The 23,576-nt window shown below is 68.7% G+C and carries 23 protein-coding genes and 1 tRNA gene (1 of these 24 only partly in view); 14 read left to right on the top strand and 10 right to left on the bottom strand.

Features of this window, described 5'->3' with window-relative positions:
- Positions 1-139 precede the first annotated feature (139 nt).
- The gene (locus LAJ19_RS01400; protein WP_225476552.1) at positions 140-1,288 is read right to left on the bottom strand and encodes an ATP-binding protein; all 1,149 of its coding nucleotides are present in this window, start codon (positions 1,286-1,288) and stop codon (positions 140-142) included.
- Positions 1,289-1,375: 87 nt separating this feature from the next.
- Here LAJ19_RS01400 and LAJ19_RS01395 point away from each other — a divergent pair, with 87 nt between their 5' ends.
- The 5 genes from LAJ19_RS01395 to LAJ19_RS01375 all read left to right on the top strand — a co-directional run bounded on the left by LAJ19_RS01395 (position 1,376) and on the right by LAJ19_RS01375 (position 7,049).
- The gene (locus tag LAJ19_RS01395) at positions 1,376-4,021 is read left to right on the top strand and encodes a DEAD/DEAH box helicase (RefSeq protein ID WP_225476551.1); all 2,646 of its coding nucleotides are present in this window, start codon (positions 1,376-1,378) and stop codon (positions 4,019-4,021) included.
- Between the two features lie 74 nt (positions 4,022-4,095).
- Positions 4,096-4,169, top strand: a tRNA-Gln gene (locus LAJ19_RS01390).
- Positions 4,170-4,677: 508 nt separating this feature from the next.
- Positions 4,678-4,815, top strand: coding sequence for a hypothetical protein (locus tag LAJ19_RS01385; RefSeq protein WP_225523278.1), 138 nt, complete (start codon positions 4,678-4,680; stop codon positions 4,813-4,815).
- Between the two features lie 75 nt (positions 4,816-4,890).
- Positions 4,891-6,234 (top strand): collagen-like domain-containing protein, encoded by a 1,344-nt coding sequence (locus LAJ19_RS21845; protein WP_285892300.1) that lies wholly within the window; start codon positions 4,891-4,893, stop codon positions 6,232-6,234.
- A gap of 224 nt (positions 6,235-6,458) precedes the next feature.
- A complete protein-coding gene (locus tag LAJ19_RS01375) occupies positions 6,459-7,049 on the top strand; it encodes a DUF4384 domain-containing protein (RefSeq protein ID WP_225476550.1) in 591 nt (196 codons plus the stop codon).
- Positions 7,050-7,112: 63 nt separating this feature from the next.
- Here the strand turns inward: LAJ19_RS01375 and LAJ19_RS01370 are convergent, their stop codons facing one another.
- The gene (locus LAJ19_RS01370; protein WP_225476549.1) at positions 7,113-7,925 is read right to left on the bottom strand and encodes an SDR family NAD(P)-dependent oxidoreductase; all 813 of its coding nucleotides are present in this window, start codon (positions 7,923-7,925) and stop codon (positions 7,113-7,115) included.
- Between the two features lie 64 nt (positions 7,926-7,989).
- Between LAJ19_RS01370 and LAJ19_RS01365 the strand changes: the two genes are divergently transcribed.
- Together LAJ19_RS01365 and LAJ19_RS01360 are read left to right on the top strand one after the other, a co-directional pair.
- The gene (locus LAJ19_RS01365; RefSeq protein WP_225476548.1) at positions 7,990-9,174 is read left to right on the top strand and encodes a S8 family serine peptidase; all 1,185 of its coding nucleotides are present in this window, start codon (positions 7,990-7,992) and stop codon (positions 9,172-9,174) included.
- Between the two features lie 58 nt (positions 9,175-9,232).
- Positions 9,233-9,403, top strand: a complete 171-nt coding sequence (locus LAJ19_RS01360) for a hypothetical protein (protein WP_225476547.1) — start codon at positions 9,233-9,235, stop codon at positions 9,401-9,403.
- Between the two features lie 55 nt (positions 9,404-9,458).
- On the opposite strand, the gene LAJ19_RS01355 is transcribed toward LAJ19_RS01360, so the two are convergent.
- The 3 genes from LAJ19_RS01355 to aceE all read right to left on the bottom strand — a co-directional run bounded on the left by LAJ19_RS01355 (position 9,459) and on the right by aceE (position 14,573).
- Positions 9,459-9,752 (bottom strand): DinB family protein, encoded by a 294-nt coding sequence (locus tag LAJ19_RS01355; RefSeq protein ID WP_225476546.1) that lies wholly within the window; start codon positions 9,750-9,752, stop codon positions 9,459-9,461.
- Between the two features lie 196 nt (positions 9,753-9,948).
- Positions 9,949-11,754 (bottom strand): dihydrolipoyllysine-residue acetyltransferase, encoded by a 1,806-nt coding sequence (gene aceF / locus LAJ19_RS01350; RefSeq protein ID WP_225476545.1) that lies wholly within the window; start codon positions 11,752-11,754, stop codon positions 9,949-9,951.
- A gap of 89 nt (positions 11,755-11,843) precedes the next feature.
- Complete coding sequence (gene aceE, locus LAJ19_RS01345; protein ID WP_225476544.1) at positions 11,844-14,573, bottom strand: pyruvate dehydrogenase (acetyl-transferring), homodimeric type; 2,730 nt, start codon at positions 14,571-14,573, stop codon at positions 11,844-11,846.
- Positions 14,574-15,173: 600 nt separating this feature from the next.
- Between aceE and LAJ19_RS01340 the strand changes: the two genes are divergently transcribed.
- The 3 genes from LAJ19_RS01340 to uvrB all read left to right on the top strand — a co-directional run bounded on the left by LAJ19_RS01340 (position 15,174) and on the right by uvrB (position 18,462).
- Positions 15,174-16,100, top strand: coding sequence for a LysR substrate-binding domain-containing protein (locus LAJ19_RS01340; RefSeq protein ID WP_225477903.1), 927 nt, complete (start codon positions 15,174-15,176; stop codon positions 16,098-16,100).
- Between the two features lie 25 nt (positions 16,101-16,125).
- Positions 16,126-16,290 carry a hypothetical protein gene (locus LAJ19_RS01335; protein WP_225476543.1) on the top strand — a complete coding sequence of 55 codons (165 nt, stop codon included), beginning with the start codon at positions 16,126-16,128 and terminating at the stop codon, positions 16,288-16,290.
- A 156-nt stretch (positions 16,291-16,446) separates the two neighbouring features.
- Positions 16,447-18,462, top strand: a complete 2,016-nt coding sequence (uvrB, locus tag LAJ19_RS01330; protein ID WP_225476542.1) for an excinuclease ABC subunit UvrB — start codon at positions 16,447-16,449, stop codon at positions 18,460-18,462.
- Positions 18,463-19,241: 779 nt separating this feature from the next.
- On the opposite strand, the gene LAJ19_RS01325 is transcribed toward uvrB, so the two are convergent.
- Positions 19,242-19,727, bottom strand: coding sequence for a hypothetical protein (locus tag LAJ19_RS01325; protein ID WP_225476541.1), 486 nt, complete (start codon positions 19,725-19,727; stop codon positions 19,242-19,244).
- Between the two features lie 46 nt (positions 19,728-19,773).
- Here LAJ19_RS01325 and LAJ19_RS01320 point away from each other — a divergent pair, with 46 nt between their 5' ends.
- The 4 genes from LAJ19_RS01320 (at position 19,774) to LAJ19_RS01305 (ending at position 21,653) form a co-directional block, all read left to right on the top strand.
- Positions 19,774-20,202, top strand: a complete 429-nt coding sequence (locus LAJ19_RS01320; protein ID WP_225476540.1) for a double-stranded RNA binding motif domain-containing protein — start codon at positions 19,774-19,776, stop codon at positions 20,200-20,202.
- Positions 20,199-20,864, top strand: coding sequence for an HAD family hydrolase (locus tag LAJ19_RS01315; RefSeq protein ID WP_349774817.1), 666 nt, complete (start codon positions 20,199-20,201; stop codon positions 20,862-20,864). The genes LAJ19_RS01320 and LAJ19_RS01315 overlap by 4 nt, the downstream gene beginning before the upstream one ends.
- Positions 20,865-20,880: 16 nt before the next feature.
- Positions 20,881-21,222: a YraN family protein gene (locus tag LAJ19_RS01310; RefSeq protein ID WP_225476539.1), complete on the top strand. Its 342-nt coding sequence runs from the start codon at positions 20,881-20,883 to the stop codon at positions 21,220-21,222.
- 116 nt (positions 21,223-21,338) lie between these two features.
- Complete coding sequence (locus LAJ19_RS01305) at positions 21,339-21,653, top strand: hypothetical protein (protein WP_225476538.1); 315 nt, start codon at positions 21,339-21,341, stop codon at positions 21,651-21,653.
- A gap of 95 nt (positions 21,654-21,748) precedes the next feature.
- On the opposite strand, the gene LAJ19_RS01300 is transcribed toward LAJ19_RS01305, so the two are convergent.
- From LAJ19_RS01300 to folP, 4 genes are all read right to left on the bottom strand, one after another.
- On the bottom strand, positions 21,749-22,243 hold the full coding sequence (locus LAJ19_RS01300; RefSeq protein ID WP_225476537.1) for a hypothetical protein: 495 nt from the start codon (positions 22,241-22,243) through the stop codon (positions 21,749-21,751).
- 61 nt (positions 22,244-22,304) lie between these two features.
- Positions 22,305-22,823, bottom strand: a complete 519-nt coding sequence (gene folK / locus LAJ19_RS01295; protein WP_225476536.1) for a 2-amino-4-hydroxy-6-hydroxymethyldihydropteridine diphosphokinase — start codon at positions 22,821-22,823, stop codon at positions 22,305-22,307.
- Positions 22,820-23,182: a dihydroneopterin aldolase gene (gene folB, locus LAJ19_RS01290; protein ID WP_225476535.1), complete on the bottom strand. Its 363-nt coding sequence runs from the start codon at positions 23,180-23,182 to the stop codon at positions 22,820-22,822. Before folB ends, folK begins: the two co-directional genes overlap by 4 nt.
- 25 nt (positions 23,183-23,207) lie before the next feature.
- Positions 23,208-23,576: the final stretch of a dihydropteroate synthase gene (folP, locus tag LAJ19_RS01285; RefSeq protein WP_225476534.1), read on the bottom strand. It continues 501 nt past the right edge of the window; 369 of the gene's 870 nt are visible here — the last part of the coding sequence; the start codon falls outside the window, past its right edge — the gene reads right to left on this strand; its stop codon occupies positions 23,208-23,210.

Below are 23,576 nucleotides of genomic sequence, written 5' to 3'. Positions count from 1 at the left end.
CCCCTGTTTTATCACGGTTCACACGCCACGCAGCCACATTCAGCCTCACCTGCCCAGGTCAGCTTCACTTCAGGCCGCCCCCACCCAACAGCGGGTAGGCCGGGAGACAGACGCCCCCGGCCCACCCGCCTCAGCCGCCCTACACCAGTTCCACGAAATCGTCGTCCTCCGCGTCCTGCGCCAGCGGCAGCGTGAACGTAAAGGTCGCCCCCCTGCCCCGCTCGGACTCCACCCCGATGCTCCCGCCATGCTCCTCCACCGCCAGTTTGCAGAACGCCAGCCCCATCCCCGTATCAAACCGACCGTGCAGGGTCAGGCGCGACTGCTCGAACGCCGCGAACAGGTTCGGAATGTCCTCCGCCGGAATGCCCTCCCCATCATCCCGCACGGTGATCCGCACCGCGTCAGGGGCGCTGCGCACCGCCACCACGATCAGCCCGCCGGTCGTGGTGTGCTTCAGCGCGTTGCTGATCAGGTTCGCCAGGACCCGCCGCAGAATCTCCGGATCCGCGCTCGCCGGGCTCATGTCCGCCTCCACGTCCACCCGCACGTGGCGGTCGCGCAACCCACTGCCCACGTCCCCACGCGCCAGTTCCACCACCTCACGGAACATCGGGGTGAACATCAGTTCGCGGCGCAGGTTCATCTTGCCCGCCTGAATCTTGCGCACGTCCAGCATGTTCACCGTCAGGTGCAGCAGATGCTGCGTCTCATCCCGCGCCACCTTCAGCAGCTCCCGGTTGTCCTCCGGCACCCGCGGATCATCCTGCACGATCTCCAGCAGCCCCATCACGGCCGCAATCGGGTTCTTCAGGTCATGCACCAGCATGTGCACCAGCTGGTCACGCACGCGCTCCTCATGCTCCCAGGTGTCCATGCGGCGCTGCAGGGCCGCCACGCGCCCCTGCGTGTCCCGGAACTGCTGCGCGCGCCCCAGCAGCGTCCGCACCTGCAGCGCCAGCGCCTCGGGGGGCGTGGCGTCACTGATCAGCGCGTCCACACCGGCCGACAGCATCTCCCCCAGCCCCTGCGACCCCACCGCCAGCCAGTGCGTCCCCGCCAGTTCCGCCCGCTGACGCAGCATCGGCAGCACCTGGTGCAGCGGCACGCCGGGCGTGTCCGTGTACAGCAGGGCCACGTCCGGAATGGTCACGTGCGACTCACGCAGCAGGAACTCAGCGCTGGGCGCGTGCACCACGTTGGTGCGGGGCAGCCGCGCCGCCAGCCCGCTCGCACGGGCCTCCTCTGCGGCAACGACGAACACGGTGGGCGTCTCAGCAGTCGTCATGAACTGCCGTTCAGTTTACCCCGCGCCCGCCCGCACACCGTGACGGCCTTCCTGCGGGCGCCGCCCGCCGCAGCCTACACTGGGCGGGTGCTGCCGGCCCGTTCCCCGTTCGCCCGCCTGGAGGGGTTCCTGCGTGACACGCTGGGCGGCGGCGCCACACGCCTGCACGAGGAACCACCCGCCCCGCCCCGCACGGTGAGCGTCGGCGCCCTCGGCTGGAGCGACGCGGTGGCCCGCGGCTTCGGGTTCCCGCAGGTGTACGCCCACCAGGCCCGCACGTACGAACTGATGCGCGGCGGGCAGCACGTGATCATCACGACCCCCACCGCCAGCGGCAAGACCGGCGCGTTCTTCCCCGGCGTGTTCGACCGGCTGGAACGCAACCCGAACGCCACGGCCCTGTTCGTGTACCCGCTTGTGGCGCTCGGTCAGGACCAGCGCGACAAGCTGCTGCAGTACCGGGAACGCGGCGGTTTCCCCTGGGAGGTCGCCGCGTTTCAGGGCGCGGCGCAGGGCGCCGCCGTGTTCCGGCCCGGCGTGCGCATGGTGACCGCCACCCCCGACAAACTTCACTGGTCCCTGACCCAGCCCGGCGTGCGTGACTTCCTTCGCCACCTGTCCTTCCTGGTGCTGGACGAAGCGCACACGTACCGCGGCGGCTTCGGCAGTGAGGTGGCGGGCATGCTGCGCCGCCTGCTGGCCCTCGCCCGCGCCCTGGGCGCCAACCCGCAGGTTGTGCTGAGCACCGCCACCATCGGCAACCCCGCCGAGTTCGCGCGGGAACTCACCGGCGTGGACGCCGTGGAAGTCAGTGAATCTGGCGCCGCGCGGCACGGCAAGCACTACTACCTCGCCGATCACCGCGGGCAGCCCCGGCGCTTCTGGAACGCCGTGATGGACGCCAGCGCCCGCCACGACCTCAAGATCCTGGCATTCTTCCGCGGCCGGTCGCGCGCCGCGCGGCTGTACTCCACGTACCGCGCACAACCCGGGTACGCCAGCCACGCGCACCTGTACATGGCCGGCACCAGCGACCGCGAAGGCCGCCTGAGTGAATTCCGCCGCGCGCGCAACGGCGTGATGTTCGCCACGAACGCCCTGGAAGCCGGCGTGGATATCGGCGACCTGGAAGTTGTGATCATCGACGGGTACCCCGGCAGCCGCATGGCCTTCCGGCAGATGGCGGGCCGCGCCGGGCGGATCGCGCCGGGCCTCGTGCTGTACCTGCCCGCCCTGAACGAACAGGGCGTCCCGCAACCTGCCGACGCGTTCTACAGCAACGCCGGTAATTTCCTGGATCTCCTGACTGGCCCGATCGAGAAGGCCGTGGTCGAGGCGAACAATCCGTACCTGTCCCCCCGACACGACGCCCGCGCGAACGACGAGTTCCGCGCCGCAGGCCTCCCCACCCCGCACGAAACGCGCCCCAGCCCCCGCTACTGGAACCTGCGCGGTGAAGGCAGCCTGAAGTACGCGGTGGTGGACGCCGCCGACTGGGAACGGCTCGGGATGCGCGCGCTCGACACGCCCCTGGAAAGCCCCAGCCAGCACTACGCCCTGACCGAAAAGCACGAGGGCGCCGTCTTCACCCTCGACGGCCAGGGCTACAAGGTGGCGCGCTGGGAGGCTCACCCGGCCGGCACGGCCATCCTGGTCGAAAGGCACGACACCGCCAACCTCTTCACGCGCGGCCTGCACGCCACCCTCGTCACCCCCGCCCGCATGGGCGACTGGGTTCAGCGCGGTCCGCTCGCCTACCGGCACGGAGAGGTCATCATCCGCCGGCGCTACACCGGCTACCAGATGCTGCGCCAGGTGTTCGAGCGGGTGTGCGTCGCCTGCGACCGTGAACCCGGTCCCACCGAACGCAGCTGCGCCCGCTGCGGCGGCCGCATTCAGGACCGCATGCAGGACCACCGCCTGTCCGAACACCTGTACGAGCAGCCCACCGAACTGCCCCCCTTCCGCACCACCGCCCTGGAAGTCGGCCTGGACCCACGCGCCACCGAGCGGCCCACCGCGGTCGCGCACACCCTCAAGCACCTGCTGCAGAAGGTCACGCCTGAACGGGTCGCCTGCGATGAGAACGACCTCGCCGGTGCATTCCGCGAGGGGCGCGACACCTACTTCTTCCTGTACGACGACTGGCTGGGCGGCCTGGGTGTCTCCCGCCGCGCCTTCGAACACATGGACGACCTGCTGGGCCGAGCGCTGGATCTCGTCGGGAAAACCTGCTGCCAGAACGCCGGCGGGTGCTACGAATGCATCTCCGTGAGCCGCTGCTTTTCACCCACCCTGCCCAGCGGCGAGCGGCGCCCCACCGACAAGCACGCCACGCGCCTGTTCCTGCAGTCCCTGCCTGGCATGTCGGCCCGTCCGCAGCCTGCCGAAGCGCACCCCACCCTGGACGACGCCCCCCTGCCGGACCAGCCTGCCCCGCCGGCCAGCTGGCCGCTGCAGGCGCGTGAACTTCTGGACCTGCACGGCCTGTCCCTGCCGGAGGTCAGTGCCCGGCTGGGCATCCCCAGCCGCGAGCTGCAGCGCGCCGTGAGTGGCACCCCGTCCCTGCGGCTTCTGCACCCGAAGTTCGGCGAGGGCGTGTTCATGCAGGGCTTTCATCAGGGCGAACGGCGCGAGGTCCTGATCTACTTCCCTGGCGTGGGCCAGAAGCGGCTGCTGCTGAAATTTGCGGGCCTGAGCGTGATTGACCGGTCCCCCGCACCGACCGCCTGAGAAGCAGCCGACGGCGCATCTTGACCGGGCGCCAGCAGCGTGGCTATACTCGGTCGCGCCTGAAACGGCACCCTAGGGATATGGTGTAATGGCAGCACAACAGATTTTGGATCTGTTTGTCTAGGTTCGAATCCTAGTATCCCTGCCAGAAGAAAGGAGCCTCCAAGTATGCTTGGGGGCTCCTTTCTTCTGAGGAATTCATGTGAGGGTCTGACTCTGGCTCATGAGGCGTCAACAGCTGGCAGTACAACCAGCAACGCAGCCTCTTTTCAGCGAGACCTGATTCGAGCTTCCGGGGAAGCGACACGTAATCAGGAGTCTTTGAGGAGAGCAGAGCCTGTTTTCTGCGATTTCGACGCTCATTGACCAGGCCCCCCAGCAGGGGCATACACGTGGGGGGTCCCACAAACACGCTCTACATGAAAAGGTTGTCCTACACGACTCCGGGTCACTTCCAGCGTCAGGCCCCAAAAATGCAGTGTGAAATTCTTCGCAAAATTAGGGTCTCATGTAAGAAATACGACAGGCCATGAGCGAAAGATGAAGAGGCGCACTGACCTGTGCAACCCCACACGGGACGCGATGAACTCTGCCTCAGTACACGGTCACCTCAGGGCAGACGGAGCGAATGGTGAGACCCATCCCAAGGAGATTTTATGAATCGTTTCTACATGATTCTGGCACTGGGCACTCTCACCCTCGCTCTGTCTTCCTGCAGCGGCGGAAGCAAAACCCCCAACGGGCAAGCCGGCAGCTGGAACACCGCCATCTGGAACACCGCCACCTGGCAGTAAGCCACCCACCCGCCCGCAGGGTCCGTGCGATACCGCACGGGCAAGCCTCCTCATTGACCACGCCTTGGAGTTCCCATGAAACTGAAACTTGACAGCAAGTCCGCCGTCCTCGGAGCCGCCCTCGTCATCTCCGGCAGCCTCGCCGCCGACCAGGCGCCCAGCATGATCGCTTATGTGTTCAAGGCCGGCACACCCATCAAGGCTGAAGAAGTCAACGCCAACTTCACCGCCCTCGCCAACGGCATCCAGGCGGCGCAGAATGCGGCCCAGTCCGGCGCCGTCGACGGTACCCGCCTGCAGGATGCCAGCGTCACCTTCAGCAAACTCAAGACCAGTAACACCGCCCAGGCCGGCTACGCCCTGACCTACAAAGCCGACGGCACCCTCGCCTGGGTCGCGGCCGGCACTGGCCCCCAGGGCCCTGCTGGTCCTGTCGGTCCCCAGGGACCCAAAGGTGACACCGGCGCGACTGGTGCGGCCGGCGCCAAAGGTGACACTGGCGCTCAGGGCCCCCAGGGCCTGAAGGGTGACACCGGCGCCACTGGCGCTGTCGGTGCAACTGGCGCGACTGGCGCTCAGGGGCCTCAGGGCCTGAAGGGTGACACTGGCGCGACCGGTGCTGTCGGTGCGACCGGCGCCACTGGTGCTCAAGGTCCCCAGGGCGAGAAGGGTGACACCGGCGCTGTCGGTGCGACCGGCGCCACCGGCGCTCAGGGCCTCCAGGGCGAGAAGGGTGACACCGGCGCCACTGGTGCCACCGGTGCGCCTGGCGCCCAGGGCCTCCAGGGCGAGAAGGGCGACACCGGCGCCACTGGTGCCACCGGCGCTCAGGGCCTCCAGGGCGAGAAGGGTGACACCGGCGCCACTGGTGCCACCGGCGCTCAGGGCCTCCAGGGCGAGAAGGGCGACACCGGCGCCACTGGTGCCACCGGCGCTCAGGGCCTCCAGGGTGAGAAGGGTGACACCGGCGCCACTGGTGCCACCGGCGCTCAGGGCCTCCAGGGTGAGAAGGGTGACACCGGCGCCACTGGTGCCACCGGTGCGCCTGGCGCCCAGGGCCTCCAGGGCGAGAAGGGTGACACCGGCGCGACTGGTGCCACCGGTGCGACTGGCGCTGTTGGTCCTGTTGGTCCCCAGGGTCCTGCCGGGACGAACGGCGTGAGCGGCTATGAGTACGTGACCGGCACGTCCGTAGCCATTACTGGCAACCAAAACACCGTCACTGCTACGGCCAGCTGCTCCGCAGGTAAGAGGGCCATTGGTGGTGGAGCTACGCTGAACAACGGCGGTAACGGCGTCTTCGCTCTGTCGGGCAGCTACCCTGACACTCAGAGCAGCTGGAAGGCTACCGCAGTCCGTGTCGCCGCAAACGGTAGCTCCTTGCTGACTGCCTACGTGATCTGCGCAACGACCAACTAAACCTCCTTTCAACGAACTGCCTTCCTATAAATGGAAGGCAGTTCTTTCTTCTCGCCGCTGCCCATAAATAGGGCTCATGAGAGGAAATGCAATGTTCCTCATGTTGCGTCAGCCTGGCTTCACCGTGCGTCAGGGACGGAGGCGTACGGTGGTTCTCAGGGTTACAGCACGCGGCAGCGTTTCAGGCGACTGCAGCGGGTGTCTGCGTGGCCCGGAGGACCTGCATGAAGAAACCCGCTTTGCTGATCGCCCTGACCGTTTCTCTTCTTGGCACCCTGGGTGCGCCTGCCTTCGCCGCTCCGAAACTCAGTGCACAGAGCATCATCGTGAATCCGGTGCCGACCAGCCTCAGTGTGAACCTGTCGGTGGACCGCGACCCGAGTGGGAACCTGACCCCGGTGTACCGGGTGGGGGACGCCATCAGGATCAGGGCCACCGTGAATGAGGACGCGTACGTGTACCTGTTCAACATCAACCCGGACGGCACCACCGATCAGATTCTGCCGAATCACCTGAGTGGCACGCATTTCGTCCGGGCCGGGCAGACGCGCACCTTCCCGGCGCCTGGCGATCACTTCGTGTTCAACGTCAGTGGGCCGCGTGGCGTGAACAAGGTGCTGGTGATTGCCAGCCGCACGCCGCTGAACCTTGACGAGCTGAGCAGTTACCGTGCGGGCGAGGCGTTCGCGACCGTGCAGCCGCAGACGCAGGGTGGGCTGGCGCAGGCGCTGAGTATCGTGGTGAATCCGGTCGAGCAGCCGATTCCGCAGCAGAACTGGACGAGCGACACGGTCCGCTACAGCGTCGGCCGCTGAGCCGACCTCGCACGCACCAAGCGGCCGCCTCTGAGTCAGGGGCGGCCGCTTGGTGTGCGGGGGTCAGGCCTGGGCGTCCGGGTCACGGCTGTGGTCGTACCGGCGGTAGATCAGGCCTTTCACGATGCGGTCACCGAGGTGGGGAAGCAGGGTTTCCAGCCAGACGAGTGCGCGGTAGAGGCGGGGGACGATCACTTCCGCGCGGGGGTGGAGCAGAACGCCGGCCACGGCGCGCGCCACGACGTCCGGGCCGGGCATGGGCAGGCGGGCGCTGGCGGTCATCTCGCTTTTCACGAAACCGGGCGCGACGAGGCTGACGTGCACGCCGCTGCCCAGCAGTTCGCGCCGCAGCGCCAGGCTGAAGCCGCGGAGGCCGAACTTACTCGCGGAGTACATGCCGTTCGTGGCGGCCCGCCCGGCGACGGAGCCGATGTTCACGATGTGTCCGCTGCCCCGGGCGCGCATTTCGGGCAGGATCAGGCGCGTGAGTTCGATGGGGGATTCGAGGTTCACGCGCAGCACCCGCAGGGGGTCCGGGTCGTTCCACCACCAGCCTTTCTCGACGGTAACGCCGGCATTGTTGATGAGCACGTCAATTCGTCCGAAGTGGGCGTGCGCGGCGCTGATCAGGGCGCGGCGCGAGGTGTCGTCGGTGACGTCGGTGGGGACAGCGATGACGCGGGCGCCGGAGGGGTCGAGGTGGCGCGCGAACACTTCGAGCTGCTCAGCGCGGCGGGCGGCGAGGACCAGCGCGTACCCCAAGGCAGTCAGTTCGATGGCGGTGGCGCGACCTATGCCGCTGGAGGCGCCGGTGAGCACCACGACAGGCCGCGCCGTGGCGTACGCGGGGGCTGGCGCCGTCTGCTGCTGTTCCATACGCGTGATGGTATCCCCAAGTGCCCCTCAGGTGCGCGTCAGGCCCGGGCGGCACACTGGGGGGATGACTGCCCGTTGCGCCTTGCACGCCCTGTTGCTGAGCGGCGCGTTTCTTCTTCTGCCTGTGCAGGCGGCCCAGAGTGTACCGGCGGCGCCCTCACCGGCGCCGGTGCTGCCGGAGATCCTGCCGGTCGCGCCGGCGCCGCGCCTGTCAGCGCCGCCTCTTGTGCCGGTGGCGCCGGGTTCCGTTCCTGTGCCGGCGCCGGTGACGCCCGCTGATCCGCTGTTTCCCGCGCAGTGGAACCTGAATCTGATTCGCATGCCGCAGGCGTGGGTGCTGGAGCGGGGAGCGCCGGTGACGGTGGCGGTGCTGGACACCGGGTTCGTGCGCAGCAGCGAACTGGGCGCCCGGGCCGTGAACGGCTACGATTTCGTGAGCACGCCCGCCCGGGCCGGAGACGGCACAGGCCGCGACGCGGACGCCAGTGCCGTGGGGGAGTTCTCGTACCACGGCGAGGTCATTGCGAACCTGATCGGTGCGGCGCACGATGGGCGCGGCATGGCCGGCATCAACCCGCAGGCGCGGGTGGTGCATGTGCGCGTCGCGGCCGTAGACGGCACCATCGAGGTGCCGGACCTTGTGGACGGCCTGAAGTGGGCGGCGGGCCTGAGCGTGCCTGGGGTGCCGGTAAACCCCAACCCGGCGAAACTGCTGAATCTCAGTCTGTTCGCGGATTTCATTCCGTTGACCGGCTGCGACCCGCGCGTGCAGGCGGCTGTGGACGCCGTGACGGCCCGGGGGGCCATGGTGATTGCCGGCGCGGCGAATGACGGTCAGGACGCCGCCGGGTATTCGCCTGCCGGGTGCCGGAACGTTCTGACGGTCACCAGCGTCACGGAGGCGGGGCTGCGCCCTGCGTACGCCAACTGGGGCCGCGCGGTGGCACTCGCTGCGCCCGGCGGGGACGAGCGGCGCGGTGTGCCGAGCGTCAGCTCGTCGGGCAGTGGCGGGGAGCGCCGCCCGAACGGCACGAGTTTCGCCGCGCCGCATGTGACTGGCGTGGCCAGCCTGCTGCTGGGTGTTCGGCCGAAGCTCAGTCCGGGGCTGCTGCGCTCGTACCTGACGCGGTCCGCGGCACCTTTCCCGAACCGGCTGTGCGATCCGCAGCCTGCCCGCACGTGCGGCGCCGGCACCCTGAATGCCGAAGCGGCCCTGAAACTGGCGCTGGCGTCCAGTCTCGGCCGGTGAGGCCCGGGACGCCTCGCCCCTCCCCCGGCCTTTACCCTGAAGGCATGAGGTTCTCCCGATGAACGCACCCGCATGGCGGGTCTGGCTGGTTGTGGCCCTGATGTGCGGCTGGGGCATCCTGGGCATCCGGTTCGGCACGAAGCAGGAGTGGCCGATGGTGCTGCTGTGTGTGGTGCTGCTGGTCAGCAACGGCGTCACTCTGTACCGCCTTACCCGGCACGGGAAGTAATTTCAGAAGGCGACGTGGGCTGCGTGCCCGCATCTGGCCCGGCGCCCGCGGGACCTCAGGTGCGGGAGAGGCCAGGCCAGTGTCCGGGCAGGTAGGGGTGGCCCAGCATGCGGCCCACAGTGAGCATCTGGCCCCCGTGGTGAAACTCGTGCGTGAGTGGGTGCATGATCAGCCAGCGGCCCGGCACGCCGAGGGTCTCGTCCCGGAACGGCACATGGCGGGGCTCGTCGGGGTGCGTGCAGTGCTCGAAGGCCCCGGCCGTGACGCGCTCCACTCCGGTGAAGACGGTCCGCATGGCGTGGACGTCCGCCGACGGCGTCTGGAACAGCCCGGGCTCGTGTTCGAGCAAGTGCAGACCCCGCCGGGCCACCCAGGCGTAGACCGTTCGCAGGTCAGGGTGGGCAGTGTAGGCAGCCCGTTCATGCCCGTCTCCCTGCTTCCTGTCTGTGGGCCTGCCCGGGGGTGTGCGCCGCCGTCCGGGGATCAGGAGGCCCAGGCTAAACCCCCGCCCTGTGCGGGGGCGGGGGTCAGCTGGGCGTCCGGCGTTACAGGCTGATCAGGAAGGGGTCTTCCAGGCTTTCGCAGATGAAGCGCACGAAGCGGGCGGCGTCGGCGCCGTCAATCAGGCGGTGATCGTACGTGAGGCTCAGGGGCAGCATGTTGCGCGGCTCGAACTCGCCTTTTTCCTTGTTCCACACGGGTTCCAGGCCGCCGCGTGATACGCCGAGGATGGCCACTTCGGGGCTGTTCACGATGGGTGTGAAGGCGTGCCCGCCGATCCCGCCGAGGTTGCTGATGGTGAAGGTCGCGCCCTGCATCTCGTCGGGTTTGAGTTTGCGGTCACGGGCCCGGCCGGCCAGCTCGGACAGTTCCAGCACGAGGTCGGTGATGCTCTTGCGGTCGGCGTCCTTGACCACCGGAACGAGCAGGCCCACGGGCGTGTCGACGGCCACGCCGATGTTCACGTAGTCCTTGTAGATGACCTGCTGCGCGTTCAGGTCGAGGCTCGCGCCGAATTTGGGGAACTTGCGCAGGGCGTTCGCCACGACCTTCATCAGGATGTGGGTCATGGTGAGCTTCCCGCCGGCCTTCTCCACGCGGGCGCCGAAGCGTTTGCGGACCTCTTCCATGACGGTCACGTCGGCCTTGTCGAAGTGCGTGACCATCGGAATTGTCGTGCTGACGGTCATGGACCGGACGGTCGCCTTGCGGATGCCGCTCATGTCCTCGCGGGTCACGGCGCCCCACTTCGCGAAGTCCGGGAGGGGCGTCGCGGCGGGCGTGGGGGCCGGAGCGGGTGCTCCGGCGCTCTGGGGGGCGGGCGAGGCGGCCGCGGCCGGAACGGTGGGCGTGCCGCCGGTGCGGCGCACGTCCTCCTCGCTGATGCGGCCGGCAATGCCGGTGCCGCGCACCGTGTGAATGTCCACGCCAAGTTCCCGCGCGAGGCGGCGGACGCTGGGCGCAGCGGGAATCACCGGCCGGCCGTCGAACGCCTGGGTGTTGTAGGGCCGCTCAGCGCCGGGCACCTGCGTGGGCGGGTGGGCCCGTTCGGGCGGGAGCGTGCCGGCCTGCGCAGCGGCGGGCCGTTCGGTGGGCAGCGTGGAGACTGGTGGGTCCGCCTGAACGGCGGCTGGGGCCGCGGGCGCGGTCTGGGCGGGCGTGCTCTGGGCGGGCGCGGCGGCCGGGGCGCCGCCGAGGGTGGCGATCACGCCGCCGACCTTCACGGTGTCACCGACGTTCACGTTGACGCTCTGCACGGTGCCGCTGGCGTTGGCAGGCACTTCGACGACGGCCTTATCGGTTTCGATCTCAATGACGGGCTGGCCCTCACTGACGGCGTCGCCGGCCTTGACCAGCACGGTCACGACGGTGCCCTGCTCGATGTTGTCGCCCACGTCGGGCAGGGTGATCTGCGCGCCGCCCTGCGCGGGGGCGCTGGCCGCCGGGCTGGCGGTCTCCGCTGGCGCTGACTGCGCCTTCTGGTTGACCTGCTGGGCGGCGGCCACGCGGTTGGCGGTGGCAGGGTCGCTGGCCGTGGCGGGGGCGTCCGGTTCCGCAGAGGGCGTCCCTGGGGCGGGCGTCTGGTTCCCGGTGGCACTGTCGGCGCTGCTGCCTGCGCCGCTGAGGGTGGCGATGACGCCGCCGACCTTCACGGTGTCGCCCACGTTCACCTTCACGGCTTCGATGGTGCCGCCGGTGTCGGCGGGAACTTCCACGACGGCTTTGTCGGTTTCAATTTCGATGATCGGCTGGCCGGCGGTCACGGTGTCGCCGGCCTTGACCAGCACGGTCACGACGGTGCCCTGCTCAATGTTGTCGCCCACGTCGGGCAGTTTCAGTTCAGTGGCCATCAGGGGTGCTCCTTCGGGAAGGGGGAGGATGAACTGCCGGGAGCTCAGGGCTGAGGGCGGGGCCGGGGCCGCGCGTCAGCCCTGAGGTCTCAGCGCAGGACGGGCGCGTCGCGTTCCGGGTCGATGCCGAGGTCGCGGATGGCCTGGGCGACCACGTCGCCCTTGATCCTGCCGTCGCGCTGCAGGGCGTACAGGGTGGCCAGGACGACGTGGCGGGCGTCCACCTCGAAGAAGTCGCGGAGTTCCTCGCGCGCTTCGCTGCGGCCGAAACCGTCGGTGCCCAGCGTCCAGAGTTTGCGGTCCAGGTGGCCGTTCAGGCCGTCAGCGCCGAGCTTGATGTAATCGCTGACGCTGATCAGCACGCCGGGGGCGTTCTCGCGGCTGAGCTGCTGCGCGACGTACGGCACGCGGGGCTCTTCGGTGGGGTGCAGCATGTTGTGGCGCTGGGCGAGCAGGGCGTCCTGGTGCAGGGCCTTGTAGCTGGTCACGGACCACAGGTCGGCGGCCACGCCGTACTTCTCGAGCATCTTCACGGCGTCCTGCGCGGCGCCCATGGCGGGGCCGCCGGCAAGGATCTGCGCCTGCAGCCTGGGTTTCTTCTGCTCACTTCTGGTCAGGCGGTACAGGCCGCGAATGATGCCCTCGCGGATCTCGTCGTGGCTGCGGCCGTCGTTGGGCATGGCGGGCTGCAGTTCGTTCTCGTTGTCGATGGTGACGTAGTAGAACTCGTCAATGCCGTCCACGTACATGCGCTGGATGCCGCTCTCGATGATCACGGCGAGTTCGTACGCGAACGCCGGGTCGTAGGTTTTGAGGTTCGGCACGACGTACGCCTGAAGGTGGCTGTTGCCGTCCTGATGCTGCAGGCCCTCACCGGCGAGGGTGGTGCGCCCGGCGGTGGCGCCGAGAATGAACCCGCGGGCCCGCTGGTCGGCGGCGGCCCACACGAGGTCACCGACGCGCTGCATGCCGAACATGGAGTACAGCACGAAGAACGGGATAGTGGGCACGCCGTGGTGTGCGTAGGCGGTGCCGGCCGCAATCCAGGAGGCCATGGCGCCGTCCTCGGTGATGCCTTCTTCGAGCATCTGACCGTTCACGCTTTCCTTGTAGGCCATCAGGGAGCCGCTGTCGACGGGCGTGTACGTCTGGCCGCGCGGGGAGTAGATGCCGATGCGGGGCACCAGGGCGTCCATGCCGAAGGTGCGGGCCTCGTCCGGCACGATCGGCACGATGTAACGGCCGATCTCCTTGTCGCGCAGGAGTTTGCTGATGATCTGCACGGCGGCCATGGTGGTGCTGACCGCGCGGTCGCCGCTGCCCTTGGCGAACTCCTCGTAGAACTCGCCGTTGGGAATGGTGGGGTGCGGGTACTCGACCTTCCGGGCCGGAATCAGGCCGCCGAGCGCGGCGCGGCGTTCCAGGGCGTACTTCACCTCGGGACTGTCCGGGCCGGGGTGGTAGTAGTCGAGGTGCTCGACCTGCTCATCGGTGAGGGGAAGTTCCAGCAGGTCGCGCAGGTCCTTGAGGGTGTGGAAATCGAGTTTCTTGACCTGGTGGGCGACGTTGCGGGCCTGGGCGCTTTCCCCCAGGCCGTAGCCCTTGATGGTGCGCGGAATGATGATCGTGGGGCTGCCCTTGTGCTGCACGGCGGCCTTGTACGCGGCGTAGATCTTGTTGATGTCGTGCCCGCCGCGGTTCAGGAGTTCCAGGTCCGCGTCGCTCCAGCCTTCAATCAGGGCCTTGAGCTCGGGGGTGTTGAAGAACTTCTCGCGCAGTTCCTTTCCGCCGAACGCGGCGTACCGCTGCGATTCGCCGTCCACAAGCAGCTCGAAGCGTTTGACAATGTGGCCGTTGTAGTCCTTGGAGAGCAGCTCGTCCCACTTGCCGTCCCAGATCACCTTGATGACGTTCCAGCCGGCGCCGCGGAACAGCGCCTCGAACTCCTGAATGACCTTGCTGTTGGCGCGCACCGGGCCGTCGAGCCGCTGGAGGTTGGCGTTCAGCACGAAAATCAGGTTGTCGAGGTTCTCGTACGCCGCGAAGCGGATGGCACCGATGCTCTGCGGTTCGTCCATCTCGCCGTCCCCGAGGAACGCCCAGACTTTCGCGTCCCCTTTGGGTTTCAGTTCGCGGTTCTCCAGGTACTTGATGAAGCGCGCCTGGTAGATCGCCTGAATGGGCCCAAGCCCCATGCTGACCGTCGGGAATTCCCAGTAGTCGGGCATCAGCCAGGGGTGCGGGTAGGAACTGAGGCCTTCACCGGCAGGCTGCAGTTCGCGCCGGAAGCGGTTCATGCGGGCCTCGTCGAAACGGCCCTCCAGGAAGGAACGGGCGTACACGCCGGGGCTGGCGTGTCCCTGATAGAACACCAGGTCGCGGTCCTGGCCGGCGCCATGCCCGCGGAAGAAGTGGTTGAAGCCCACCTCGAGCAGCTCGGCCGCCGAGGCGTAGGTGCTCAGGTGGCCGCCGATTCCGTCACTCTGCTTGTTGGCCCGGATGACCATCGCCACGGCGTTCCAGCGGATGATGTTGCGGATGCGGCGCTCGATTTCAGGATCGCCGGGGTATTCGGGCTGCGCCTCGACGTCAATCGTGTTGATGTACGGGGTGTTCTGCTTGAACGTGATGGGCGCCCCGTGGAAGTACGCGTAGTGGTCGAGTTCCTCCAGAAGTTCCGCAGCGCGGTTGTCGCCGGCATTGGCGAACACGTACGCGAGGGAATCCAGCCACTCCTGGGTTTCCACGCTGTTCAGCTGCTGCCGCTCCTGCGCGCCCATGGTGGCGCGCGGCGGCCGGTTGGGAGGGGTTTTCGTCATACTGCCCAGCATAGGCCCGGAATTTCAACACTTCCAACAGGGAATCCTCATGCGATTCACCACTGGCAGTGGTGGGTGGCCCCAGGCAACGGGAGCGGCCAGGACAACAGCACAGACGACAGGACGGTCTCATACAGAACAGGGGACCTGTGAAGGCCGCCCCAGCGCGCAGGCCAAGGGTGAGCCTCACGCCAGTGCCTTCAGGCTCTGGGGGCCTGGCAGGCCCTCGACGGACGAGCCTTCCAATACTTCCGCTCGTCTGAACACAGACTCCAGGTCCCCGCCCCCGCCGCTGAACCTCACACCAGGATGTGCCTCAGCTCACGGCCCCAGGCGCCGGTCCGGCCTGCGCGGCCCCCACCGCGGCTCACCCGGCCCAGCGCCCAGGGTGTTCGGCTGCCCCTGATGAACAGTGCCGGGTCCGCCTGAACCTGCAAGCGGTGCCCGGCCCCCGTCCGAGGCCATGATCTCCCCTGCTGAACGAGCGGCCTGGGCGGGCACACCCCGTGAGGCCGGAAGGGGCGGGCCGCCCGCCGAGCCGCCCGCGGGCTATGCTGGGATGACCCGGGGGCCGCCGCGCCCCACGGCCCCACCATGACCATTGAACTGCGTCACCTGCGTCACTTCGTTGCGCTGGCCGAGGAGGAACACTTCGGCCGGGCGGCTGAACGCGTGTTCGTGGTGCAGCAGGCCCTCTCCAACTCCATCCGGAACCTGGAAGAGGAAGTCGGGGTGCCGCTCGTGCTGCGCACCACCCGCCGCGTGCAGCTCACGCCTGCGGGGCAGGAGTTTCTGGCGGGTGCCCGCGAGACCCTCGCGCTGGCCTCGCAGACCGTGGAACGTGCCCGGCGGGCCGCGCGAGGCGAGGTGGGCCGCCTCACCATCGGGTTTGTCAGTGGCCTCGCGTTCGGGGGCCTGCCGGAGATCGTGCGGCGGTTCCGCGAGCTGTACCCGAACGTCAGCGTGGATCTGCGCGAACTGACCGCGCAGGAACAGGAGCCCGCCCTGCGCGGGCACCAGGCGGACATTGGCCTGATGCTGCTCCCGGTGCGTGACCCGACGCTGGAATCACGCGCCCTGTGGCGTCAGCCGCTCGTGGCGGCGCTTCCTGCCGCGCACCCGCTGGCCCGCAAACGCCGCCTGAAGATCAGTGACCTGCGCCACGAGCCGTTTGTGTTCTTCCCCAGGCAGATCCGCGCGACGTACTTCGATCAGGTGATGCGCTGGTGCGCCGGCGCGCACTTCACGCCGCACGTGGTGCAGGAGGCCATTGAGGTGCCCACGCTGCTGTCCCTGGTGGCCGCGGGCGTCGGGGTGTTCCTTCCCATTGAATTCTTCAGCCGGCTGTCCCTGCCGGGCGTGGTGTACCGTCCGGTCGAGGACGCCCCCACGGTGGAGATCGTGGCCGTATGGCGGCGCGGGGACGGCCGCAGCCCCGTCGTCCGGGCGTTTCTGGGGGTTGCCGACGAGGTCCTGCGCGGCACCGGTCAGGAAGGCGCGCTGGCCGAGGTGCACCCACCGCCCTGAGCGGCAGGTCAGGCTCGCGTCGGTGATGCCGGCCGGCACACACCAGGAACACCCATTCAAGGCTGGGGTCGAACGCGAGGAGCACGTCTTCCGGGTGCAGGCCGACCCGGACGAGCGGCAGCATGGTTCGGCCGCCGCTACGGTCACTCAGGTGGACGAGGATGCGCGCGAAATTGAAGGCCAGCGGTGAGCCAGCTGAGGTCACGCGCGCGGGTCAGGGCAGGTACTTTCGGTCAAGGTTCCCTTCAGCCATCCGGCCTACAGTTCACTTACGTCCAGGGCGTAATATAGGGAGATTCGTTCGGCCCGCGCGCCGTCCTCTCTTCCCTGCTTCGCCGGAGGTTTCATGCTCAACGTCAAGTCCGCGTTTCAACCCTCAGGTGACCAGCCCACCGCGATCCGTTCCCTGGTGGACGGCCTCGACTCGGGTCTGCGCTTCCAGACGCTGCTCGGCGCGACCGGCACCGGCAAGACCTACGCCATGGCGAAGGTCATTGAGGAGACGCAGCGGCCCGCGCTGATCATGGCGCCCAACAAGATCCTCACGGCGCAGCTCGCCAGTGAATTCCGGGAGTTCTTCCCGGACGCCGCGGTGGAGTTCTTCATCTCGTACTACGACTACTACCAGCCCGAGGCGTACGTGCCGGGCAAGGACCTGTTCATCGAGAAAGACGCCAGCGTGAACCAGGAGATCGAGCGACTGCGGCACTCCACCACCCGCAGTCTGCTCACGCGGCGCGACACCATCGTCGTGGCCAGCGTGTCGTGCATCTACGGCCTGGGCGACCCGAAAGAGTACACCGCGCTCAATGCCATCCTGAAAAAGGGCGGCAGCATGCCCCGCGACGAACTGCTGGCGCGGCTGGTGAACATGCAGTACGAACGCAACGACATTGAACTCATGCCCGGGCGTTTCAGCGTGAAGGGCGAGATCGTGACCGTCTGGCCCGCGTACGACGAGCAGCCTCTGCGGATCGAACTGTGGGGGGACGACGTGGAACGCATCAGTGTGGTGCACCCCCTCACCGGGGACCGCCTTGCGGATCTGGACGCCACGGTCGTGTACCCCGCCAAGCATTACGTGAGCAGTGCCGGGAACATCGAGCGCGCCATCGTGACCATTCAGCAGGAACTCGATGAACGGCTCGAGTACTTCAGTTCGGTGGGCAAACTTCTTGAAGCCCAGCGGCTGAAAGAACGCACCCTCTACGACCTGGAAATGCTGAAGGTCCTCGGGTACTGCTCCGGGATCGAGAACTACTCCCGTCACATTGATGGCCGCGCGACCGGCGCCACGCCGTACACCATGCTGGACTACTTCCCCGATGACTTCCTGACCTTCATTGACGAATCGCACGTCACCGTTCCGCAGATCGGCGGCATGGCCAACGGGGACCGCGCCCGCAAACAGACCCTCGTGGATTACGGCTTCCGGCTGCCCTCTGCCATGGACAACCGCCCTCTGAACTTCGACGAGTTCCTCGCGAAGACCGGACAGACGGTGTTCGTGTCGGCCACCCCCGGCGCGTTCGAGCGGGAGCACAGCGACAGCATCGCCGACCAGATCATCCGCCCCACGGGCCTGGTGGACCCGCCCGTCACCGTGCGGCCCATCAACGGCCAGATCGAGGACCTGCTGGGCCGCGTGCGGGACCGCAGCGCCAGGGGCGAACGCACCCTGGTCACCACCCTCACCAAGCGGATGTCCGAGGACCTCACCGAGTACCTGCTCGAGAAAGGCGTGAAGGCCCGGTACATGCACAGTGACATCGACTCGGTGGAACGCCAGGTGATCATCCGCGACCTGCGCCTGGGGCACTACGACGTGCTGGTCGGCATCAACCTGCTGCGTGAGGGCCTGGACCTGCCCGAGGTGTCCCTGGTGGCCATCCTCGACGCGGACAAGCCCGGCTTCCTGCGCAGCGAACGCGCCCTGATCCAGACGATCGGGCGCGCGGCGCGCAACGTGCACGGCGAGGTCATCCTGTACGGGGACACCATCACGCCCGCCATGCGCTACGCGATGGACGAGACGCAGCGCCGCCGTGAGAAGCAGATGGCGTACAACGAGGAGCACGGGATCACGCCCACCACCATCATCAAGGGCGTGCGCGACGTGATCCGCGGTGAGGAGCAGCCCACCGAGATCAGCGACGCGACGGTCGGCGACGACCGTGACGCCCTCACCACCCAGCTCACGGACCTGGAACTCGACATGTGGCAGGCCAGCGAGGACCTGGACTTCGAGCGGGCCGCGAGCCTGCGCGACCAGATCCGCGCCATCGAGGCGAAGCTGCAGGGGAAGGAATTCCAGCAGGCCACAGTGCCCGGGCAGAAGGTGCGCCGCAAAGGCCGCCGCTGACGCGGGGCAGCCAATCTGAGGTTCTGTTCCTGTGTGCCGGGGCCGCGTGAAGCCGGAGCCTGCCCGGCAGGAAAGAGCGATGAACCCAGTGAGAGGGCAGAGCGTCGGTGAGACCCGCCGGGATGACGTTCCCGAACCCGGCTCTGCTGACACCAACGGCGCGATTGTGCGCCTCACGGCCAGCGCACTCTGCCTCGCCAGCCTGCACTTCATCCGCGGCCCCAGAAGTGGCATGGGGCTGGGCCCCATACCAGGCCCCGAGGGCATGAAAGCAGCCAGGAACGACGTGCGGAAGTGGGCGTCCAGGGACTGTGGGCTGATTCCGGCGTCAGGGCCGTTCGGATGTCCTGTCCGCGAGGCCACAGGGGGAACACCGCGCAGTGAACCGGGGTGAGAAACCGAACGGCCCGGCCGCAGAAAAGGCGCAGGTCCTGCAGGCCAACGTTCAGCCTCGTGCGGCCGACAGACGGCTCGAGTGACGATCAATCGCTACTGCTCTCCAACATTTTCTGAGCACTCCGGGGAGGAGTTCGCGGGCGTACGCAGAGGCAGGATGGTCATGTTGTGGGTGCGGGGCAGCAGGGCAACCTGCCTTCACCGCCCGCCTGCTGGGTGCACCACGCGTCACTGCCCTGCGCGTCATTGCCATAGGCCATGAGCCGCCCAGGGCAGCCATTTCGCAGACCGGCTGGTGAGAGGAGCACCTGGAACTGTATGTGTCGGCCGCCGCGGACCGGGGGACGGCACACTCCTGTTCTCCGGTCTGCGCGCCAGGCGGGTCAGGGGTTCAGGTGGAGGGTGCAGGTGCCGAGCTTCAGTTCGCGGATGGCCTGCGCCTGCTCGTCCGGGGTGTGGGTGACGCTCAATACGGCCAGGGCCGCTTCCAGCCGGCCCGGCAGGTCGGCCAGGGGCCCGGCGGCCAGCACGCCCCTCAGGGCGGGTGCGGTGGGCGTGAGGGTCACGGCGCAGGCGAGCCCTACGCCACCGTTCCGGGCGTCTTTGAGGTCCAGGGCAATCAGGGTGGCGGCCTGCTCGTCAAGCAGCAGCACGCCCCGGTCGGCGCGGTACGTGCCGGGCGTGGTGGGCACACCGGCCGAGAGGCGCAGGGTGCTCTGGAACTGCTCGCCGTCGGCGGTGGTGCCCCTCAGCGTCCACACCTGCCCGGGGCGGATGAGTGGGCCGGCTGCTGGGGGGCGGGGCAGCGGGGCGGGCTGGGCCAGGGCGGCGCTGAGGGTCAGGACCAGGAGCCATAAGGTTCGCCGCATGCGCCGAGCGTAGCGCCTGCCGGGCCTGCACGGGTAGGCTGACTTCATGAACGCGAAGGGTGACCTGATTGCGCGCGCCATGAGTTTGGGGCTGGGCGCGCCGGTGTTTGACGTGACGACCGACGGACCCCCGCACGAGCGGGTGTTCCACGTGACCATCCGGATCGGCGGGGAGCTGCTGGGTGAGGGCGGTGCGGGCCGCAGCAAGAAGGACGCCGAGCGGGTTGCGGCCGAGTCGGCCCTGCGGGTCCTGGACGGGGAGCCCATGGAGCCCGAGGATGAGGCCGAGCACCGCCCGGCGGAGGACGGGCCGGGGGGCCGGTGGCCGATCTACGCCGCGGTGCTGGAAGCGGCGCTGGAGACCGCGGTGGAATTCGCGGATGAGGACGCCTCGCTGGATGACGTGCGCCGGGACGCCGCGCGGCTGTACCGGGAGCTGCTGGGTGAACTTGGACACGGCCCGGAGGCCGGGTGAGCGTGTGGCCGTGGCGGCCGGCGGGGGTGCTGTTCGACATGGACGGCGTGCTTACCGCGAACAACCTGCACCACCGGCGGGCGTGGCAGGAGGTTGCGCTGGAGGAACTGGGTCTGGCCCTGACCGAGGAGGATCTGGACACCAAGGTGGATGGGGGGCGCAATCCGGAGATTCTTGAGCGGCTCACCGGGGTCTACCCGGATGACGCGCTGGCCGCCCGGTTCCACGAGGCGAAGGAAGGCCGCTACCGCACCCTGGCGGCGGGGGCGCTGCGGGAGGTGCGGGGCCTGAGCGCTTACCTGGACGCCCTGGATGAGCGGGGCATTCCGTTCGCGCTGGTCACGAGTGCCGACGCGGTGAACGTGGCGTTCGGCATGGAGCAGCTGGGATTCGGAGCGCGCTTCCGCACGCGGGTGCTGGGGGAGGACGTCACGAGGGGTAAACCGCACCCGGAGCCGTTCCTGCTGGGGGCCCAGCGGCTTGGCCTGAACGCTGCGGAATGCCTGGCGCATGAGGACGCCGTCAACGGGGTGCGCAGCGCGGCGGGCGCGGGGTGCCGGGTGGTGGCCCTGACGACCACGGCGCCTGAGTCGGCCCTGCGGGCGGCCGGGGCGACGCTGGCGGTGCCGGACTTTACGGGCTGGGCCGCGTGGCTCGCCTGAGCGGACGGGCGGGGGCATGAAGGGCGCCGACGCCGAGGACCGCGCCGAGGCGCACCTGGGGACGCTGGGGCGGGTGATCGTGGCCCGCAATTACCGCATTCCAGGTGGGGAGATTGATCTGGTGTCCAGGGAGGCGGACGGCACGCTGGTGTTCACGGAGGTGCGCCAGCGGCGTGGGGCGCGCTTCGGGTCGGCGGCCGAGTCCGTCACGGCGCGCAAACTGACCCTGATGCAGCGGGCCGCACTGGCCTACCTGACACGCGAGCTGGGCCGGGACGACCTGCCGTGCCGGCTGGAGGTCCTGACCATCGACGGTTCAGCCGCGGCCGGCGTACTGGCCGTGCACCCCGTGGAGTGAGGGCCGCATCTCCTCCGGCTTTCGTTCATGAGGTGCGGCGTCTTCCGCCCTGTTCAGCGCAGGCCCTGACACCTGACGGGCAGCGGCGGCCGCAGCGGCGCGCTAGAATCCCGGGCATGCGAAGCGCGTACCTGTCTGCGGCCCGCGCCCTGCAGCTGGGGCGGGACAGCGCCGTGGAGGGCGACCAGGACCGGGCGCTGCGGCTGTACGGCGAGGCGCTCGACCTGCTGGCGGTGCTGCCGCCCGAGCGGACGCGGGACGTGCTGCTGGCGCACACCCACCTGGCGTTCTACCAGACGCTGGAACTGCTGGGCGGGCAGGGCAGCCAGCGGCACCTGCAGTTGGGCGTCAGTTATGCGCGCAGCACCCGTGATCCGCTGGCGCGGGCTATTGCGGAGGAGTGTCTCAGCGGCCTGGACGTGGTGATGTAGGTCAACTCGGCCGGCTGGGCGCTCAGGCCTGCCTTAAGACCCAGAGCGCAGGCCCCGGCACGTGATTGCCGGGGCCTGCGCTCTGGGTCCTGAGGTTACTGGCCAGGCAGGTTCAGGGTGGCGGTGGTCTTGCCGGTCTTCTTGTCGTGTGTGCAGGCCATGGGCAGCTGCCCGAGGGTGCTCACGCGGGCGCCGTTATGAATGGAGATGGCCGCCGGAGCCGTCAGGGTCCAGCCGCCGCCCTCGACGGTCTGCGTGGCCTTGATGATCTCGCGCGGTTCAGCGTCCAGGGTGGCGCGCAGTTCGTCGCCCGTCTTGAGGGGGCTGCTCTGCTCCACCAGGGTCTTCAGGGGAATCGTCTGGCCCATGGCGCCGACCGTGAGGGCCTCGCTGTCCTCGGCGATTTCCTTGCACTCCTCGATGAACCGGTACTTGCTGATGCCGTTGGCGTCCCGGTCACTGTAGATGGGGTTGTGGCGCACGGCGGTGGCCGTGACGAAGCTCAGCAGGGCCAGCGTCAGGAGGATCGCGACCCACAGCAGCGCGCGGCCAGCGCCTCCGTGGCTGGTGGATTTGGTGTGCTCGCTCATGTCGCTCTCCAGCATAGCGCCCCGGCATGCCTGGAACGGCGCGCGTCACAACAGTGTCCGGCTATTGCGCGGGGAACCAGGTGTCCGCGTGCACCTGCAGGCCGCGGCGGTCCGCGCGGGCCAGGGCGGCCGCGACGGTCTCCCCGGTCCGGGGGTGCGGCAGGTGCGGGTTCAGGTCATTGAGGGGGGCCAGGACGAACGCGCGGTCCCAGGCGCGGGGGTGCGGCACGGTCAGGTCCGCTGTGGTGTGCACCAGGGTGCCGTAGGTAATGAGGTCCAGGTCCAGCACGCGGGCCTCCCAGCGTTCGCGGCGCTGCCGGCCCGCCTGGGCTTCCAGGCTGTGCAGGCCCCGCAGGAGGTCCCGGGCGGGCAGGGTGGTGCGCAGCAGCACGGCGGCGTTCAGGTAGTCCGGCTGCCCGGGAGGGCCGCCGACGGGGGCGGTGCGGTACAGGCGGGACCAGGCACTGACTGTGCCGAGGCGGGACAGGGCAGCTGCGGCGCCGCGCAGGGTGCTCAGTGGGTCACCCAGGTTGGCGCCCAGCGCGATGGTGGCGTCGGTGCCTGGCGCCGGAACCGTCACAGGTCATCGCGATTGAGCCTGAGTTCCGCGTAGACGTCTCGGAAGACGCCGGGCAGCGGCGCGAAGGGTTTGTGCACCCGCACCGTGACCGCTGCGAGCCGCGGCTGGTCGCGCAGCACGCGGCGGGCAATCCGGTCGGTGAGCACCTCGATCAGCTGGTGGCGGGGCACGGTGACCTCCTCCTGAATGGCGGCGTACACCTCGGCGTAGTTCACCGCTTCACTCAGGTGGTCGGTCAGGCCAGCGAAGGCGTAGTGCAGTTCGGCGTCCACCACGAACCGGGCGCCCAGCACGCCTTCGGTGTCGTATACGCCGTGCCGTGCGTGAAATTCCAGGCCCTGCAGAACAACGCGGCTCATGCTCGTTCCCTCATCACCAACGAGTCTAGTGCACGCCTGCCTGCCCCAGGGCGCTCTGCACGCGCAGGGCCTGCACGTGTGCACCGGCAGCGTGGGCGCGCACGACGGCGGCGCCGTGCCGCGCCGCGTGCAGGTGTACGGCCAGCGTCCCTGGGTCCCGGTCGGCCGGATCAGGGACCCGTGCGATAAAGTCGATCAGGCGTTTGCGGCTGGCGGCCACCAGAACCGGGTGGGGGCCGGCTGTCAGATCCGGCAGGGCGCGCAGCAGGGCGAGGTTGTGCTCCAGCGTTTTCCCGAACCCGATGCCGGGGTCCAGCAGCGCGTCCGGAACGCCTGCGGCGAGCGCGGCCTGCGCCTGGGCACGCAGCCAGCCGTGAACCTCGCTCACCACGTC

The sequence above is a fragment of the Deinococcus taeanensis genome, from assembly GCF_020229735.1.
In the GTDB taxonomy this organism is placed as follows: domain Bacteria; phylum Deinococcota; class Deinococci; order Deinococcales; family Deinococcaceae; genus Deinococcus; species Deinococcus taeanensis.
The sequence above is the reverse complement of the archived record's forward strand: the minus strand, read 5'-3'. Positions and strand labels throughout refer to the sequence as shown.

Excerpts from the sequence above, each read along its gene's own strand:
- LAJ19_RS01360 (WP_225476547.1), top strand. The coding sequence starts at position 9,233 with ATGAACGCACCCGCATGGCGGGTCTGGCTGGTTGTGGCCCTGATGTGC.
- LAJ19_RS01335 (WP_225476543.1), top strand. The coding sequence starts at position 16,126 with ATGCCGGCCGGCACACACCAGGAACACCCATTCAAGGCTGGGGTCGAA.
- LAJ19_RS01305 (WP_225476538.1), top strand. The coding sequence starts at position 21,339 with ATGCGAAGCGCGTACCTGTCTGCGGCCCGCGCCCTGCAGCTGGGGCGG.
- LAJ19_RS01365 (WP_225476548.1), top strand. The coding sequence starts at position 7,990 with ATGACTGCCCGTTGCGCCTTGCACGCCCTGTTGCTGAGCGGCGCGTTT.
- LAJ19_RS01385 (WP_225523278.1), top strand. The coding sequence starts at position 4,678 with ATGAATCGTTTCTACATGATTCTGGCACTGGGCACTCTCACCCTCGCT.
- LAJ19_RS01300 (WP_225476537.1), bottom strand. The coding sequence starts at position 22,243 with ATGAGCGAGCACACCAAATCCACCAGCCACGGAGGCGCTGGCCGCGCG.
- uvrB (WP_225476542.1), top strand. The coding sequence starts at position 16,447 with ATGCTCAACGTCAAGTCCGCGTTTCAACCCTCAGGTGACCAGCCCACC.
- aceE (WP_225476544.1), bottom strand. The coding sequence starts at position 14,573 with ATGACGAAAACCCCTCCCAACCGGCCGCCGCGCGCCACCATGGGCGCG.
- LAJ19_RS01375 (WP_225476550.1), top strand. The coding sequence starts at position 6,459 with ATGAAGAAACCCGCTTTGCTGATCGCCCTGACCGTTTCTCTTCTTGGC.
- aceF (WP_225476545.1), bottom strand. The coding sequence starts at position 11,754 with ATGGCCACTGAACTGAAACTGCCCGACGTGGGCGACAACATTGAGCAG.
- LAJ19_RS01325 (WP_225476541.1), bottom strand. The coding sequence starts at position 19,727 with ATGCGGCGAACCTTATGGCTCCTGGTCCTGACCCTCAGCGCCGCCCTG.
- LAJ19_RS01400 (WP_225476552.1), bottom strand. The coding sequence starts at position 1,288 with ATGACGACTGCTGAGACGCCCACCGTGTTCGTCGTTGCCGCAGAGGAG.
- folB (WP_225476535.1), bottom strand. The coding sequence starts at position 23,182 with ATGAGCCGCGTTGTTCTGCAGGGCCTGGAATTTCACGCACGGCACGGC.
- LAJ19_RS01320 (WP_225476540.1), top strand. The coding sequence starts at position 19,774 with ATGAACGCGAAGGGTGACCTGATTGCGCGCGCCATGAGTTTGGGGCTG.
- LAJ19_RS01370 (WP_225476549.1), bottom strand. The coding sequence starts at position 7,925 with ATGGAACAGCAGCAGACGGCGCCAGCCCCCGCGTACGCCACGGCGCGG.
- LAJ19_RS21845 (WP_285892300.1), top strand. The coding sequence starts at position 4,891 with ATGAAACTGAAACTTGACAGCAAGTCCGCCGTCCTCGGAGCCGCCCTC.
- LAJ19_RS01310 (WP_225476539.1), top strand. The coding sequence starts at position 20,881 with ATGAAGGGCGCCGACGCCGAGGACCGCGCCGAGGCGCACCTGGGGACG.